Raw genomic sequence first — 15255 nt, forward strand, 5'->3', positions numbered from 1 at the left:
TTTGCGAGTTGAAGTCAAGAAGAGGAAAAAAACAAAAAGGAGAAATACTCATGGCAGTAATTTCAATGAAACAACTTCTTGAGGCTGGTGTACACTTTGGTCACCAAACTCGTCGCTGGAACCCTAAGATGGCTAAGTACATCTTTACTGAGCGTAACGGAATCCACGTTATCGACTTGCAACAAACTGTAAAATACGCTGACCAAGCATACGACTTCATGCGTGATGCAGCAGCTAACGATGCAGTTGTATTGTTCGTTGGTACTAAGAAACAAGCAGCTGATGCGGTTGCTGAAGAAGCAGTACGTTCAGGTCAATACTTCATCAACCACCGTTGGTTGGGTGGAACTCTTACAAACTGGGGAACAATCCAAAAACGTATCGCTCGTTTGAAAGAAATCAAACGTATGGAAGAAGATGGAACTTTCGAAGTTCTTCCTAAGAAAGAAGTTGCACTTCTTAACAAACAACGTGCACGTCTTGAAAAATTCTTGGGAGGTATCGAAGATATGCCTCGTATCCCAGATGTAATGTACGTAGTTGACCCACATAAAGAGCAAATCGCTGTTAAAGAAGCTAAAAAATTGGGTATCCCAGTTGTAGCGATGGTTGATACAAACACTGATCCAGATGATATCGATGTAATCATCCCAGCTAACGATGACGCTATCCGCGCAGTTAAGTTGATTACAGCTAAATTGGCAGACGCTATCATTGAAGGTCGCCAAGGTGAAGATGCTGTTGCAGCAGTTGAAGCAGAATTTGCATCTTCAGAAGCTCAAGCGGACTCAATCGAAGAAATCGTTGAAGTTGTAGAAGGCGACAACGCTTAATTCATAATAAATAGTAATTACCTAGGAGGGCGGGGCTTAGCCCGGCTCTCCTATTTTTAAAAAATATAGGAGAATCAAAATGGCAGAAATTACAGCTAAACTTGTTAAAGAGTTGCGTGAAAAATCTGGTGCTGGTGTTATGGACGCTAAAAAAGCATTGGTTGAAGTGGAAGGCGATATCGAAAAAGCGATTGAATTGCTTCGCGAAAAAGGTATGGCAAAAGCAGCTAAGAAAGCTGACCGTGTTGCTGCAGAAGGTTTGACTGGTGTTTATGTTGACGGTAACGTTGCAGCAGTTGTTGAAGTAAATGCTGAAACTGACTTCGTTGCGAAAAACGCTCAATTTGTTGAGTTGGTAAATGCTACAGCTAAAGTAATCGCTGAAGGAAAACCAGCTAACAACGAAGAAGCTCTTGCTTTGACAATGCCTTCAGGTGAAACTCTTGAAGCAGCTTATGTGTCTGCAACAGCGACTATCGGAGAAAAAATCTCATTCCGTCGCTTTGCTTTGATTGAAAAAACAGATGCACAACACTTCGGAGCATACCAACACAACGGTGGACGTATCGGTGTTATCTCTGTAATCGAGGGTGGAGACGAAGCACTTGCTAAACAAATTTCAATGCACATCGCTGCTATGAAACCAACAGTTCTTTCATACAAAGAATTGGATGAGCAATTTGTTAAAGATGAGTTGGCACAATTGAACCACGTTATCGACCAAGATAATGAAAGCCGTGCTATGGTTGGTAAACCAGCTCTTCCACACTTGGCATACGGATCTAAAGCTCAATTGACTGATGAAGTAATCGCTCAAGCTGAAGAAGCTATCAAAGCTGAATTGGCTGCAGAAGGTAAACCAGAAAAAATCTGGGATAAAATCATCCCAGGTAAAATGGATCGCTTCATGCTTGACAACACTAAAGTTGACCAAGCTTACACACTTCTTGCACAAGTTTACATCATGGATGACAGCAAGACAGTTGAAGCTTACCTTGAATCAGTTAACGCTTCAGTAGTTGAGTTCGCTCGCTTTGAAGTTGGTGAAGGTATCGAAAAAGCTGCAAACGACTTTGAAGCAGAAGTTGCAGCTACAATGGCAGCAGCCTTGAATAACTAATTATAGAAAGGAAGTAAATTTGCTTCCTTTTTATTATGCAGTAGATTCTTATAGGGAGAGTTTTCTATTTTCAAGGTATAATACTCTTCGAAAATCTCTTCAAACCACGTCAACGTCGCCTTGTCGTACTCAAGTACAGCCTGCGGCTGGTTTCCTAGTTTGCTCTTTGATTTTTATTGAGTATAAATAAAAAGCCCTATAATAAGGGCTAAATGTATTTAGGAGACTACACTTCAAATTCATAGAGTGCTGTGGAGAGATAACGTTCACCGTTATCTGGTGCTAGAGCAAGGACCTTCTTACCTGTACCTAATTTTTTAGCAACTTCAATTGCTCCGTAGATAGCTGCAGCTGAAGAAATACCAACAAGGAATCCTTCTTTTCCGCCAATCTCACGGCCAAGTGCCAGAGCATTGTCTGACGTTACACGAACGATACCATCATAGGCATTTGTATCAAGTGTATCAGGAATAAATCCAGCTGAGATACCTTGAATTTTGTGAGGACCAGGTTTTTCACCAGATAGAATAGCAGATTCATCTGCTTCTACTGCATAAACTTGAATACCTGGATTTGCTGATTTGAGTGCATGAGAAACACCAGAAATCGTTCCACCGGTACCAACTCCAGCAACAAAGGCATCTAATCCATCTTTATCGAAAGCAGCTAGTATCTCAGCTCCTGTTGTTCTTTCGTGTACTTCTGGATTTGCTGGATTGTCGAATTGAAGAGGAAGGAAACCATCACGTTCAGCAGCGATTTCTTGAGCCTTGGCAATAGCACCCTTCATTCCTTCGCTACCAGGCGTAAGGACGAGTTCAGCGCCATAGGCTTGGATAATCTTACGGCGTTCTACACTCATAGTTTCAGGCATAACGATGACAACTTTATACCCTTTAGCAGCACCTACCCATGAAAGTCCAATACCAGTGTTTCCACTCGTTGCTTCAACAATAGTAGAACCAGGTTTCAGAATACCATCTTGTTCAGCTTTTTCAATCATGCTAAGGGCAATACGGTCTTTTACCGATGAACCAGGGTTAAATGCTTCAAGCTTGACATAGACGTCCGCAGCACCTTCTGGCACAATGTTGTTGAGTTTAACAATCGGTGTTTGTCCGATTAGTTCAGTAATGTTGTTATAAATAGACATAAGAATACCTCTTTGTATAAGATATTTCTAGTATAACGCTATTTATACCATTTGTAAAATATAGAAATCCTATCGAAGTGATAGGATTTTTTTATATCATAGGTCCAATCTACTAATTTTTAAGTGATTGTGACAAGCTAATTATAGTAAATAGGTGTAAAGGAGAATACTATCCGTTTTCTTTTTGAATTGCTTCATTTTCTAGTAGGTCTTGATAAGCACCTTTTTATGTTGCTAATTAAAGTAGCGGTGAGAATATCAATGAAACACTACTTTTCCATTGTTTACACTAAGTTTACAGGAACTTCAACTTCGCGTAAACCTTGATCAGTTAAAGTAACTTTTCCATTAAAAAACTCTACCAGTGCAGCTTTAATGTTTTCTTTTTCTTCTTTATCAACATAAATCATCGTATCGACTTGATCTGTAAAATTTGTATCCAGCTCCATGAGAGTATGTTCTTTAAGGAAGTTATTATATTCTTGGTACTGAGTGTAAGACATTTGAATAGCAATGCCAACCTGTTCCTTTATTTCAATGATGCCAATTTCTTTGACAGCTAAGGCAACACTGCCTGCGTAAGCACGAATCAATCCTCCAGCGCCTAGCTTAATACCACCGAAGTAGCGTGTCACTACCACACAGATATTGGTGAGATTGTGATTTTCTAGTACCCCAAGCATGGGAACGCCGGCAGTACCACTGGGCTCACCATCATCACTTGTACGTTTGATTTCACTACGTTCCCCAATAATGAAGGCAGAGCAGTTATGCGTAGCTTTGTAGTGTTCTTTTTTGATGGCAGTAATGAAGTCACGAGCCTCTTCTTCGCTATAAACACGCTTAGCATGACAGATAAAGCGAGATTTTTTGATTTCTTCTTGGACTTGTCCGTCCTCTTTAATTGTTCTAAATTCCATGATTTAATTGTACTAAAAAATCATCTAAAGCGCTAGTTTTTACGAATAAAGAAGTATGAAAGTAAATTCAAATTATCTCGGTCGTTTGTTTACTGAGAATGAATTGTCAGAAGAGGAACGTCAGTTGGCGGAGAAGCTTCCCGCAATGAGAAAGGAGAAGGGGAAACTTTTCTGTCAACGTTGTAATAGTATTATTCTAGAGAAATGGTATTTGCCCATCGGTGCTTACTATTGTCGGGAATGCTTGCTGATGAAGCGAGTTCGGAGTGATCAAGTTTTGTACTATTTTCCGCAGGAGGATTTTCCTAAACAGGATGTTCTTAAATGGCGTGGTCAATTAACTCCTTTTCAAGAGAAGGTGTCAGAGGGACTGATTCAAGCAGTAGACAAGCAAGAGCCAACTTTAGTTCATGCGGTGACAGGAGCTGGAAAGACAGAAATGATTTATCAAGTAGTGGCTAAAGTGATCAATGCGGGTGGTGCAGTATGTTTGGCTAGTCCTCGCATAGATGTTTGTTTGGAGCTGTACAAGCGCCTTCAAAATGATTTTTCTTGTGAGGTAGCCCTCCTACATGGAGAATCGGAACCTTATTTTCGAACACCATTAGTTGTTGCGACGACTCATCAGTTATTGAAATTTTATCAAGCTTTTGATTTACTGATAGTGGATGAAGTAGATGCCTTTCCTTATGTTGATAATCCCATGCTTTACCACGCTGTCAAGAATAGTGTAAAGGAGAATGGGCTGAGAATCTTTTTAACAGCAACTTCTACCGATGAGTTAGATAGGAAGGTTCGCATCGGAGAATTAAAACGATTGAGTTTGCCAAGACGATTTCATGGAAATCCTTTGATTATTCCTAAACCTGTTTGGTTATCCGATTTTAATCACTGTTTAGAGAAAAGTCGGTTGTCACCAAAGCTAAAGTCCTATATTGAGAAGCAGAGAAAGACAGCTTATCCGTTACTCATTTTTGCTTCAGAAATTAAGAAAGGGGAGCAGTTAAAAGAAATTTTACAAGAGCAATTTCCAAATGAGAAAATTGGCTTTGTATCTTCTGTAACAGAAGATCGATTAGATCAGGTACAAGCTTTTCGAGATGGAGAACTGACAATACTTATCAGTACGACAATCTTGGAGCGTGGAGTTACCTTCCCTTGTGTGGATGTTTTCGTAGTAGAGGCCAATCATCGCCTTTTTACCAAGTCTAGTTTGATTCAGATTGGTGGACGAGTTGGACGAAGCATGGATAGACCAACAGGAGATTTGCTTTTCTTCCATGATGGATTAAATGCTTCAATCAAGAAGGCAATTAAGGAAATTCAGCAGATGAACAAGGAGGCGGGGCTATGAAGTGCTTGTTGTGTGGGCAGACTATGAAGGCTATTTTAACTTTTAGTAGTCTCTTACTTCTGAGGAATGATGACTCCTATCTTTGTTCAGACTGTGATTCTACTTTTGAGAGAATTGGAGAAGAGCACTGTCCCAACTGTATGAAAACAGGATTGTCAACAAAGTGTCAAGATTGTCAATTTTGGTGTAAAGAAGGGGTTGAGGTCTCTCATAGAGCGATTTTCACTTACAATCAAGCTATGAAGGATTTTTTTAGTCGATATAAATTTGATGGAGACTTCCTTTTAAGAAAAGTTTTTTCTTCATTTTTAAGCGAGGAGTTGAAAAAGTACAAAGAGTACCAATTTGTAGTCATTCCATTAAGTAAGGAGAGATATGCTGATAGAGGATTTAATCAGGTTGAGGGCTTGGTAGAGGCAGCAGAATTCAAGTATTTGGATTTATTAGAGAAAAGAGAAGAGCGAGCTAGTTCTTCTAAGAGTCGTTCAGAACGCTTGGCAACAGGACTTCCTTTCTTTGTTAAAAGTGGAGTCACTATTCCTAAAAAAATCTTGATTATAGATGATATTTATACTACTGGAACAACTATAAATCGTGTGAAGAAACTGCTGGAAGATGCTGGTGCTGAGGATGTAAAAACATTTTCCCTTGTAAGATGAGGAAAAAATTTGCAAAAATAAAATGAAAGCGTTATAATGAAATCAGAAAAACAAAAATGTTTAGAAAGAAGGTACTCATATGATTAAGTATAGTATCCGTGGTGAAAACCTAGAAGTAACAGAAGCAATTCGTGATTATGTAGTTTCTAAACTCGAAAAGATCGAAAAGTATTTTCAAGCTGAACAAGAGTTGGATGCTCGAGTTAACTTGAAGGTGTATCGTGAAAAAACTGCTAAAGTGGAAGTAACGATTCCGCTTGGCTCTATAACTCTTCGTGCAGAAGATGTTTCCCAAGATATGTATGGTTCAATTGACCTTGTAACTGATAAAATTGAACGTCAGATTCGTAAAAATAAAACAAAAATCGAGCGTAAAAATAAAAATAAGGTAGCAACTAGTCAATTATTTACAGATGCATTGGTGGAAGATTCAAATGTTGTCCAATCTAGAGTTGTTCGTTCAAAACAAATTGATTTAAAACCAATGGATTTGGAAGAAGCTATTTTACAGATGGATTTGTTGGGACATGATTTCTTTATCTATGTGGATGTTGAAGATCAGACAACTAATGTGATTTATCGTCGTGAAGATGGAGAAATTGGTCTGTTAGAAGTTAAAGAATCTTAATTTCAATATGTGTAAAGGTAGGTTTACTGATTTGTAAACCTCCTTTTTCTTACAATGGATGGAATTACTGATTACACTTTTAAAAAGTCGCTTTTTGGTGGTTATTATGGTATAATGGGTGCCAAGAGGTTTGGAATGAAAAAATTTTATGTAAGTCCTATTTTCCCTTTAATATTAGGAATAGTGGCGTTCGGAGTGCTATCTGTGCAACTTGTTTTTGTAACGAATACACTGGTAACGCTATTTCTTTTGCTACTTATTTTGGGTTCATATATTTTATTATTCATTCATCAAAGAGAGTACTACTCAAGGAGTGAAGTAGAACAAATTCAGTATGTAAACCACCAAGCTGAAGAAAGTTTGACGACCTTGTTAGAACAGATGCCTGTCGGAGTCATTAAATTAGACTTGTCTTCAGGTGACATTGAATGGTTTAATCCTTATGCTGAATTGATCTTGACTAATGAAGTGGGCGAGATTGATGTGGCATTAATTCAAACAATTATAAAGGCTTCTGTGGGGAATCCCGGTTCTTATGCTACCTTGGGTGAGACCCGCTATTCGGTTCATATGGATAAGGTATCTGGGGTTCTTTATTTCTTTGATGTGTCTGGAGAATACGAAGCAACTGTTGAGTTAGTAACGAGTCGACCTGTGATTGGGATCGTTTCTATTGACAACTACGATGACTTAGAAGATAAAACATCAGAGTCTGATATCAGTCATATTAACAGTTTTGTAGCCAATTTTGTTTCAGAATTTGCTGGGAAAGATTCTATGTTCTCCCGTCGAGTAAGTATGGACCGTTTTTATCTATTTACTGACTATACTGTACTTGAGGGATTGATGAATGATAAATTTTCTGTTATTGATGCTTTCAGAGAAGAGTCGAAACAGAGACAGTTGCCTTTGACCTTAAGTATGGGATTTTCTTATGGTGATGGAAATCATGATGAGATAGGGAAAGTTGCTTTGCTCAACTTGAACTTGGCTGAGGTGCGTGGTGGCGACCAGGTGGTTGTCAAGGAAAACAACGAAACGAAAAATCCAGTTTATTTTGGTGGTGGGTCTGCTGCTTCAATCAAACGTACACGGACTCGTACGCGAGCTATGATGACGGCTATTTCAGATAAGATTCGGAGTGTGGATCAAGTTTTTGTAGTTGGTCACAAAAATCTAGATATGGATGCTTTGGGTTCTGCTGTAGGTATGCAGTTATTTGCTAGTAATGTGATTGAAAATAGTTATGCTCTTTATGACGAAGAACAAATGTCTCCGGATATTGAACGAGCTGTTACATTCTTAGAAAAAGAAGGAGTTACGAAGTTGTTGTCTGTTAAGGATGCAATGGAGATGGTGACCAATCGTTCTTTGTTGATTCTTGTAGACCATTCAAAGACAGCCTTAACATTATCAAAAGAATTTTATGATTTGTTTACTCAAACTATTGTTATTGACCACCACAGACGGGATCAGGATTTCCCAGACAATGCAGTTATCACTTATATCGAAAGTGGTGCAAGTAGTGCCAGTGAGTTGGTAACGGAATTGATTCAGTTCCAGAATTCTAAGAAAAATCGTTTGAGTCGTATGCAAGCAAGCGTCTTGATGGCTGGTATGATGCTGGATACTAAAAATTTCACCTCACGAGTGACTAGTCGGACATTTGATGTTGCTAGCTATCTCAGAACGCGCGGAAGTGATAGTATTGCTATCCAAGAAATCGCTGCGACAGATTTTGAAGAATATCGTGAGGTCAATGAACTGATTTTACAGGGGCGTAAATTAGGTTCCGATGTATTGCTAGCAGAGGCTACGGACTCGAAATGCTATGGTACAGTTGTTATTAGTAAGGCAGCAGATGCCATGTTAGCTATGTCAGGTATTGAAGCGAGTTTTGTTCTTGCGAAAAATACACAAGGATTTATCTCTATCTCAGCTCGAAGTCGTAGTAAACTGAATGTACAACGGATTATGGAAGAGTTAGGCGGTGGAGGCCACTTTAATTTGGCAGCAGCTCAAATTAAAGATTTAACCTTGTCAGAAGTAGGTGAAAAACTGACAGAAATTGTATTAAATGAAATAAAGGAAAAGGAGAAAGAAGAATGAAGGTAATCTTTTTAGCAGATGTTAAAGGAAAAGGTAAAAAAGGCGAAATTAAGGAAGTACCAACAGGGTATGCGCAAAACTTTCTTATCAAAAAGAATCTAGCCAAAGAAGCGACTGCCCAAGCTGTAGGTGAACTTCGTGGTAAACAAAAATCTGAAGAAAAAGCTCACGCTGAGATGATTGCAGAAGCAAAAGCAATTAAAGCCCAACTTGAAGCTGAAGAAACTGTTGTAGAATTTGTTGAAAAAGTTGGTCCAGATGGTCGTACCTTTGGCTCTATTACCAATAAGAAAATTGCAGAAGAATTGCAAAAGCAATTTGGAATTAAGATTGATAAACGTTATATTCAAGTACAAGCTCCGATTCGAGCGGTTGGTTTGATTGATGTGCCAGTGAAAATCTATCAAGATATCACAAGTGTAATCAATCTTCGTGTGAAAGAAGGATAAGTTTACACCTTCTTGACAAGATTGTAAAAGGAAGGGAAATCTGATGGCAGAAGTAGAAGAGTTACGAGTACAACCTCAAGATATCTTAGCTGAACAATCCGTTTTAGGGGCTATCTTTATTGATGAGAGTAAGCTTGTTTTTGTGCGAGAATATATTGAGTCTCGAGACTTTTTTAAGTATGCCCATCGTTTGATTTTCCAAGCTATGGTCGATTTATCCGATCGTGGCGATGCCATAGATGCAACAACGGTTCGTACCATTCTTGATAATCAAGGCGATTTGCAGAATATTGGTGGCTTGTCTTACCTGGTTGAGATTGTCAATTCTGTGCCAACTTCTGCTAATGCGGAGTATTATGCTAAAATCGTTGCAGAAAAGGCTATGTTACGGCGATTAATCGCCAAGTTGACAGAGTCTGTCAATCAAGCTTACGAGGCTTCACAACCAGCTGATGAAATCATTGCTCAGGCAGAAAAAGGACTGATTGATGTCAGTGAAAATGCTAATCGAAGTGGATTTAAGAACATTCGAGATGTGTTGAATGTCAACTTTGGAAATCTGGAGGTTCGCTCTCAACAAACGACTGATATTACAGGTATTGCGACAGGCTATCGTGATTTAGATCATATGACGACTGGTCTTCATGAGGAGGAGTTGATTATCTTAGCAGCTCGTCCGGCGGTTGGTAAGACAGCCTTTGCCTTGAATATTGCTCAGAATATTGGGACTAAGTTGGACAAGACGGTAGCTATTTTCTCACTGGAAATGGGTGCGGAAAGTCTAGTGGATCGTATGTTGGCGGCAGAAGGTTTGGTGGAATCCCATTCTATCCGTACAGGGCAATTGACTGATGAGGAGTGGCAAAAATATACCATTGCTCAGGGTAATCTAGCTAATGCAAGTATCTATATTGATGATACGCCAGGGATTCGGATTACGGAAATTCGTTCTCGCTCACGTAAACTTGCTCAAGAAACGGGCAATCTTGGTTTGATTTTGATAGATTACTTGCAATTGATTACAGGTACAGGCCGAGAAAATCGTCAACAAGAAGTTTCAGAAATTTCACGTCAGTTGAAAATCCTAGCAAAAGAACTGAAAGTTCCAGTGATCGCTCTAAGTCAGCTTTCTCGTGGTGTAGAACAACGTCAGGATAAGAGACCAGTCTTGTCTGATATTCGTGAATCTGGGTCTATTGAGCAGGACGCTGATATCGTAGCCTTTCTTTATCGCGACGACTACTATGAGCGTGGTGGTGAAGAAGAGGAAGGCATACCAAACAATAAGGTAGAAGTTATTATCGAGAAAAACCGTAGTGGAGCTCGTGGAACAGTGGAATTAATTTTCCAAAAAGAATACAATAAATTTTCAAGTATTTCAAAAAGGGAGGAAATAAGATGACAGATGCATTTACAGATGTAGCTAAGATGAAAAAAATTAAAGAGGAAATCAAGGCGCATGAGGGTCATGTAATTGAAATGACTTTGGAAAATGGGCGTAAGCGCCAAAAAAATAGATTGGGTAAGTTAATTGAAGTTTATCCATCCCTATTTATTGTGGAATTTGGAAATGTTGAAGGAGATAAACAAGCTAATGTTTACGTTGAATCCTTTACTTACTCAGATATCCTTACGGAAAAGAATTTGATTCATTATCTTGATTAAAGTGAGAAATTTTCTCACTTTTTCTTTTTTCTCCGAATAATTTAAGTGAAGGTAATCTTCAATTTATATTATTTTTCAAGGAGGAAGAATGAAAGTTTTACCATTCAAAGTAACAGAGACAGGATTTTCTTTTAGAAAATCAGCTAAAAAGGTTGTTCCTTTTTTAGTAGTAGGATTGATGCTAGCAGCGAGTGATAGTGTATATGCCTATTCTGGAGGAAATGGATCGATTGCGCGTGGGGATGATTATCCTGCTTATTATAAAAATGGGAGTCAGGAGATTGATAAGTGGCGCATGTACTCTCGTCAGTGTACTTCATTTGCAGCCTTTCGCTTGAGTAGTGTCAACGGTTTTGAGATTACAGGAGCTTATGGAAATGCGAATGAATGGGGTTATCGTGCTCGTCGTGAAGGATATCGTGTAGATAATACACCAGCTATTGGATCTATTGCTTGGTCTACTGCAGGAGGATATGGTCATGTTGCCTGGGTTTCAAATGTAATGGGGGATAATATAGAAATTGAGGAATACAACTATGGTTATACAGGATCCTATAATAAACGAACTATAAAAGCGAATACGATGACAGGATTTATTCATTTTAAAGATTTGGAGGGAGGTAATGTAGTAAGTAGTAGCAAAGTATTCAATAGTCAACCTTCGTCTTCGACAGGAGGAACTCATTATTTTAAGAATAAGGCAGCTATTAAAAATCAACCTTTAGCTAGTGCAGCCTCACTTGCCTATTATTCTCCAGGTGAGAGTGTTCATTATGATCAGGTACTTGAAAAAGATGGGTACAAGTGGTTGAGTTATATATCTTATAGTGGAAGTCGTCGCTATATCCAGTTAGAGGAGGTTTCTTCATCGCAGAATCAACCAGAAGATAGTTCCAACGATGTTCTGACTGTCGGTTGGAAGAAAATAAATGGTAGTTGGTATCATTTCAAATCAAATGGGTCTAAATCAACAGGCTGGTTGAAGGATGGTTCTAGCTGGTATTATTTGAAATCATCTGGTGAAATGCAGACAGGATGGTTAAAGGAAAATGGGGTGTGGTATTATCTAGATAGTTCAGGGGCAATGAAAACAGGATGGTATCAAGTCTCTGGTAAGTGGTATTATTCTTACTCTTCAGGGGCCTTAGCTGTTAATACAACAGTGGATGGCTACAGAGTAAATAGTGATGGTGTGAGAGTATAGAAAAAGTAGGAAATTTTTCCTACTTTTTCTGTAAGCAGTTTCCTTGACATTTTTTTTATTTTGCGCTATCATATGTCCATATAATATATGGGAGTCTGTGTACAGTCTGAGAGGAAGTGTTAAACTTCGACCGCACCTGATCTGGGTAATGCCAGCGTAGGGAACGATACTTAGTCTATTCTTGACCTTTTCCATATATGGTAAAGGTTTTTCTTTTTGTCAAAGGAAAACGAGAAGAGGAGGTTTTTATGAAAGCAAGCATCGCCTTGCAAGTTTTACCCCTAGCACAGGGGATTGATCGGATTTACGTAATCGATCAGGTCATTGCCTATCTGCAAGGTCAAGAAGTGACCATGGTGGTGACACCATTTGAAACGGTCTTGGAAGGGGAATTTGATGAGCTTATGCGCATTCTCAAAGAAGCGCTAGAAGTGGCAGGGCAGGAGGCAGATAATGTCTTTGCCAATGTCAAAATAAACGTAGGAGAGATTTTAAGTATTGATGAGAAACTTGAAAAGTATACTGAGACGACACATTAGTCTATTGGGTTTTCTAGGAGTCTTGTCAATCTGGCAGTTAGCAGGTTTGCTTAAACTTCTCCCCAAGTTTATTCTACCGACACCTCTTGAAATTTTCCTGTCATTTGTTCGTGACAGAGAATTTCTCTGGCACCATAGCTGGGCCACCTTGAGAGTGGCTTTATTGGGGTTGGTTCTAGGAGTCTTGATTGCCTGTCTCATGGCTGTACTCATGGACAGTTTGACTTGGCTCAATGATTTGATTTACCCCATGATGGTGGTCGTTCAGACCATTCCGACCATTGCCATAGCTCCTATCTTGGTCTTGTGGCTAGGTTATGGGATTTTGCCCAAGATTGTCTTGATTATCTTGACGACAACCTTTCCTATTATCGTCAGCATTTTGGACGGTTTTAGGCATTGTGACAAGGATATGCTGACCTTGTTTAGTCTGATGCGGGCCAAGCCTTGGCAAATCCTGTGGCATTTTAAAATTCCAGTCAGCCTGCCTTACTTTTATGCAGGTCTGAGGGTCAGTGTCTCCTACGCCTTTATCACAACAGTGGTATCTGAGTGGTTGGGAGGCTTTGAAGGACTAGGTGTCTACATGATTCAGTCCAAGAAACTGTTTCAGTATGATACCATGTTTGCTATTATTATTCTGGTATCGATTATCAGCCTTCTTGGTATGAAATTGGTCGATATTAGTGAAAAATATGTTATTAAATGGAAACGTTCATAAGAAGAAGGATGTTTCTGAAAAAGAAAAGAGGAAATCAAAATGAAGAAAACATGGAAAGTGTTTTTAACGCTAGTAACAGCTCTTGTAGCTGTTGTGCTTGTAGCCTGTGGTCAAGGAACTGCTTCTAAGAACAACAAAGAGGCAGAACTCAAGAAGATTGACTTTATCCTAGACTGGACACCAAATACCAACCACACAGGGCTTTATGTGGCTAAGGAAAAAGGTTATTTCAAAGAAGCTGGAGTGGATGTTGATTTGAAATTGCCGCCAGAAGAAAGTTCTTCTGACTTGGTTATTAACGGTAAGGCACCATTTGCAGTGTATTTCCAAGACTACATGGCTAAGAAGTTAGAAAAAGGGGCAGGAATCACTGCCGTTGCAGCTATTGTTGAGCACAATACATCAGGAATCATCTCTCGTAAATCTGACAATGTAAGTAGTCCAAAGGACTTGGTTGGTAAGAAATACGGAACTTGGAATGACCCAACTGAACTTGCTATGTTGAAAACCTTGGTAGAATCTCAAGGTGGAGACTTTGAGAAGGTTGAAAAAGTACCAAATAACGACTCAAACTCAATCACACCGATTGCCAATGGAGTATTTGATACTGCATGGATCTACTACGGATGGGATGGTATCCTTGCAAAATCTCAAGGTGTAGAGGCTAACTTCATGTATTTGAAAGACTACGTCAAGGAATTTGATTACTACTCACCAGTTATCATCGCAAACAACGACTATTTGAAAGACAACAAAGAAGAAGCTCGCAAAGTCATCCAAGCTATCAAAAAAGGTTACCAATATGCTATGGAGCATCCAGAGGAAGCGGCAGATATCCTCATCAAGAATGCACCTGAGCTCAAAGAAAAACGTGATTTTGTCATCGAATCTCAAAAATACTTGTCAAAAGAATACGCAAGCGACAAGGAAAAATGGGGTCAATTTGATGCAACTCGCTGGAATGCCTTCTACAAATGGGATAAAGAAAATGGTATCCTTAAAGAAGATTTGACAGACAAAGGCTTCACTAATGAATTTGTGAAATAATGACAGAAATTAGACTAGAACACGTCAGTTATGCCTATGGTCAGGAGAGGATTTTAGAAGACATCAACCTGCAGGTGACTTCAGGTGAAGTGGTTTCTATCCTAGGCCCAAGTGGTGTAGGAAAGACCACCCTCTTTAATCTAATCGCTGGGATTTTAGAAGTTCAGTCAGGGAGAATTGTCCTTGATGGTGAAGAAAATCCCCAGGGGCGCGTGAGTTATATGTTGCAAAAGGATCTACTCTTGGAGCACAAGACGGTGCTTGGTAATATCATCCTGCCCCTCTTGATTCAAAAAGTGGATAAGGCGGAAGCCATTGCCCGTGCGGATGAAATTCTTGCTACCTTCCAGTTAACGGCGGTACGGGACAAGTATCCTCATGAACTTAGTGGGGGGATGCGCCAGCGTGTAGCCTTACTCCGGACCTACCTTTTTGGGCACAAGCTCTTTCTCTTAGATGAGGCATTTAGCGCCTTGGATGAGATGACCAAGATGGAACTCCACGCTTGGTACCTTGAAATTCACAAGCAGTTGCAGCTAACAACCTTGATTATTACTCACAGTATCGAGGAGGCTCTCAATCTCAGTGACCGCATCTATATCTTGAAAAATCGCCCTGGGCAGATTGTTTCAGAAATTAAACTAGACTGGTCTGAAGATGAGGACAAAGAAGTTCAAAAGATTGCCTACAAACGTCAAATCTTGGTAGAATTAGGCTTAGATAAGTAGAAAAATAGGGAGTTGGTGAAGATTATCCTTTACCAGCGCCCTTTTTCTTTTAAAAATGAGAAAATTTCGGTATAATAGTCAATTATACCGAAATCATTCTATAATCGTTGATACATAAGGGTTTTA

At 39.3% G+C, this 15255-nt stretch carries 16 protein-coding genes and 1 riboswitch; of the genes, 14 read left to right on the forward strand and 2 right to left on the reverse strand.

The window, feature by feature from the left end; all coding sequences use genetic code 11:
- Window positions 1-50: 50 nt before the first annotated feature.
- Both rpsB and tsf read left to right on the forward strand, forming a co-directional pair.
- Window positions 51-833, forward strand: coding sequence for a 30S ribosomal protein S2 (gene rpsB, locus FJR73_RS06125; RefSeq protein ID WP_000268463.1), 783 nt, complete (start codon window positions 51-53; stop codon window positions 831-833).
- Between the two features lie 79 nt (window positions 834-912).
- Entirely contained in the window at window positions 913-1953 is a 1041-nt protein-coding gene (tsf, locus tag FJR73_RS06130; protein WP_060954961.1) for a translation elongation factor Ts, read from the forward strand.
- 226 nt (window positions 1954-2179) lie between these two features.
- Here the strand turns inward: tsf and cysK are convergent, their stop codons facing one another.
- Both cysK and FJR73_RS06145 read right to left on the reverse strand, forming a co-directional pair.
- Entirely contained in the window at window positions 2180-3106 is a 927-nt protein-coding gene (cysK, locus tag FJR73_RS06140) for a cysteine synthase A (protein WP_140833945.1), read from the reverse strand.
- Window positions 3107-3390: 284 nt separating this feature from the next.
- Window positions 3391-4026, reverse strand: coding sequence for a YigZ family protein (locus FJR73_RS06145; protein WP_033680905.1), 636 nt, complete (start codon window positions 4024-4026; stop codon window positions 3391-3393).
- Window positions 4027-4081: 55 nt separating this feature from the next.
- Between FJR73_RS06145 and FJR73_RS06150 the strand changes: the two genes are divergently transcribed.
- From FJR73_RS06150 to FJR73_RS06205, 12 genes are all read left to right on the forward strand, one after another.
- Window positions 4082-5380 (forward strand): DEAD/DEAH box helicase, encoded by a 1299-nt coding sequence (locus FJR73_RS06150; RefSeq protein WP_140833946.1) that lies wholly within the window; start codon window positions 4082-4084, stop codon window positions 5378-5380.
- Window positions 5377-6039, forward strand: coding sequence for a ComF family protein (locus FJR73_RS06155; RefSeq protein ID WP_049540323.1), 663 nt, complete (start codon window positions 5377-5379; stop codon window positions 6037-6039). The genes FJR73_RS06150 and FJR73_RS06155 overlap by 4 nt, the downstream gene beginning before the upstream one ends.
- 79 nt (window positions 6040-6118) lie before the next feature.
- A complete protein-coding gene (gene hpf, locus FJR73_RS06160; protein WP_000599101.1) occupies window positions 6119-6667 on the forward strand; it encodes a ribosome hibernation-promoting factor, HPF/YfiA family in 549 nt (182 codons plus the stop codon).
- 135 nt (window positions 6668-6802) lie between these two features.
- Window positions 6803-8776, forward strand: coding sequence for a DHH family phosphoesterase (locus tag FJR73_RS06165; protein ID WP_140833947.1), 1974 nt, complete (start codon window positions 6803-6805; stop codon window positions 8774-8776).
- Window positions 8773-9225 (forward strand): 50S ribosomal protein L9, encoded by a 453-nt coding sequence (gene rplI / locus FJR73_RS06170; protein WP_000864216.1) that lies wholly within the window; start codon window positions 8773-8775, stop codon window positions 9223-9225. The genes FJR73_RS06165 and rplI overlap by 4 nt, the downstream gene beginning before the upstream one ends.
- A gap of 43 nt (window positions 9226-9268) precedes the next feature.
- Window positions 9269-10627 (forward strand): replicative DNA helicase, encoded by a 1359-nt coding sequence (gene dnaB, locus FJR73_RS06175; RefSeq protein ID WP_125451719.1) that lies wholly within the window; start codon window positions 9269-9271, stop codon window positions 10625-10627.
- Window positions 10624-10890: a Veg family protein gene (locus FJR73_RS06180; RefSeq protein ID WP_000128619.1), complete on the forward strand. Its 267-nt coding sequence runs from the start codon at window positions 10624-10626 to the stop codon at window positions 10888-10890. Before dnaB ends, FJR73_RS06180 begins: the two co-directional genes overlap by 4 nt.
- A gap of 88 nt (window positions 10891-10978) precedes the next feature.
- Window positions 10979-12094: a choline binding-anchored murein hydrolase CbpD gene (cbpD, locus tag FJR73_RS06185; RefSeq protein ID WP_049535495.1), complete on the forward strand. Its 1116-nt coding sequence runs from the start codon at window positions 10979-10981 to the stop codon at window positions 12092-12094.
- 77 nt (window positions 12095-12171) lie between these two features.
- A riboswitch (TPP riboswitch) is annotated at window positions 12172-12274 on the forward strand.
- Between the two features lie 68 nt (window positions 12275-12342).
- A complete protein-coding gene (locus FJR73_RS06190) occupies window positions 12343-12633 on the forward strand; it encodes a thiamine-binding protein (protein WP_140833948.1) in 291 nt (96 codons plus the stop codon).
- The gene (locus FJR73_RS06195) at window positions 12596-13354 is read left to right on the forward strand and encodes an ABC transporter permease (protein WP_181146614.1); all 759 of its coding nucleotides are present in this window, start codon (window positions 12596-12598) and stop codon (window positions 13352-13354) included. Before FJR73_RS06190 ends, FJR73_RS06195 begins: the two co-directional genes overlap by 38 nt.
- Before the next feature lie 39 nt (window positions 13355-13393).
- Window positions 13394-14401, forward strand: coding sequence for an ABC transporter substrate-binding protein (locus FJR73_RS06200; RefSeq protein ID WP_140833951.1), 1008 nt, complete (start codon window positions 13394-13396; stop codon window positions 14399-14401).
- Window positions 14401-15129 carry an ABC transporter ATP-binding protein gene (locus FJR73_RS06205; protein WP_140833952.1) on the forward strand — a complete coding sequence of 243 codons (729 nt, stop codon included), beginning with the start codon at window positions 14401-14403 and terminating at the stop codon, window positions 15127-15129. The genes FJR73_RS06200 and FJR73_RS06205 overlap by 1 nt, the downstream gene beginning before the upstream one ends.
- The last annotated feature ends 126 nt before the right edge of the window (window positions 15130-15255 follow it).

This window comes from Streptococcus sp. D2, assembly GCF_006385825.1.
Taxonomy (GTDB): Bacteria; Bacillota; Bacilli; order Lactobacillales; family Streptococcaceae; genus Streptococcus; species Streptococcus shenyangsis.

Bases quoted from the DNA above. Each gene is read 5' to 3' on its own strand.
- rpsB (WP_000268463.1), top strand. From the start codon at position 51: ATGGCAGTAATTTCAATGAAACAACTTCTTGAGGCTGGTGTACACTTT.
- tsf (WP_060954961.1), top strand. From the start codon at position 913: ATGGCAGAAATTACAGCTAAACTTGTTAAAGAGTTGCGTGAAAAATCT.
- cysK (WP_140833945.1), bottom strand. From the start codon at position 3,106: ATGTCTATTTATAACAACATTACTGAACTAATCGGACAAACACCGATT.
- FJR73_RS06145 (WP_033680905.1), bottom strand. From the start codon at position 4,026: ATGGAATTTAGAACAATTAAAGAGGACGGACAAGTCCAAGAAGAAATC.
- FJR73_RS06150 (WP_140833946.1), top strand. From the start codon at position 4,082: ATGAAAGTAAATTCAAATTATCTCGGTCGTTTGTTTACTGAGAATGAA.
- FJR73_RS06155 (WP_049540323.1), top strand. From the start codon at position 5,377: ATGAAGTGCTTGTTGTGTGGGCAGACTATGAAGGCTATTTTAACTTTT.
- hpf (WP_000599101.1), top strand. From the start codon at position 6,119: ATGATTAAGTATAGTATCCGTGGTGAAAACCTAGAAGTAACAGAAGCA.
- FJR73_RS06165 (WP_140833947.1), top strand. From the start codon at position 6,803: ATGAAAAAATTTTATGTAAGTCCTATTTTCCCTTTAATATTAGGAATA.
- rplI (WP_000864216.1), top strand. From the start codon at position 8,773: ATGAAGGTAATCTTTTTAGCAGATGTTAAAGGAAAAGGTAAAAAAGGC.
- dnaB (WP_125451719.1), top strand. From the start codon at position 9,269: ATGGCAGAAGTAGAAGAGTTACGAGTACAACCTCAAGATATCTTAGCT.
- FJR73_RS06180 (WP_000128619.1), top strand. From the start codon at position 10,624: ATGACAGATGCATTTACAGATGTAGCTAAGATGAAAAAAATTAAAGAG.
- cbpD (WP_049535495.1), top strand. From the start codon at position 10,979: ATGAAAGTTTTACCATTCAAAGTAACAGAGACAGGATTTTCTTTTAGA.
- FJR73_RS06190 (WP_140833948.1), top strand. From the start codon at position 12,343: ATGAAAGCAAGCATCGCCTTGCAAGTTTTACCCCTAGCACAGGGGATT.
- FJR73_RS06195 (WP_181146614.1), top strand. From the start codon at position 12,596: ATGAGAAACTTGAAAAGTATACTGAGACGACACATTAGTCTATTGGGT.
- FJR73_RS06200 (WP_140833951.1), top strand. From the start codon at position 13,394: ATGAAGAAAACATGGAAAGTGTTTTTAACGCTAGTAACAGCTCTTGTA.
- FJR73_RS06205 (WP_140833952.1), top strand. From the start codon at position 14,401: ATGACAGAAATTAGACTAGAACACGTCAGTTATGCCTATGGTCAGGAG.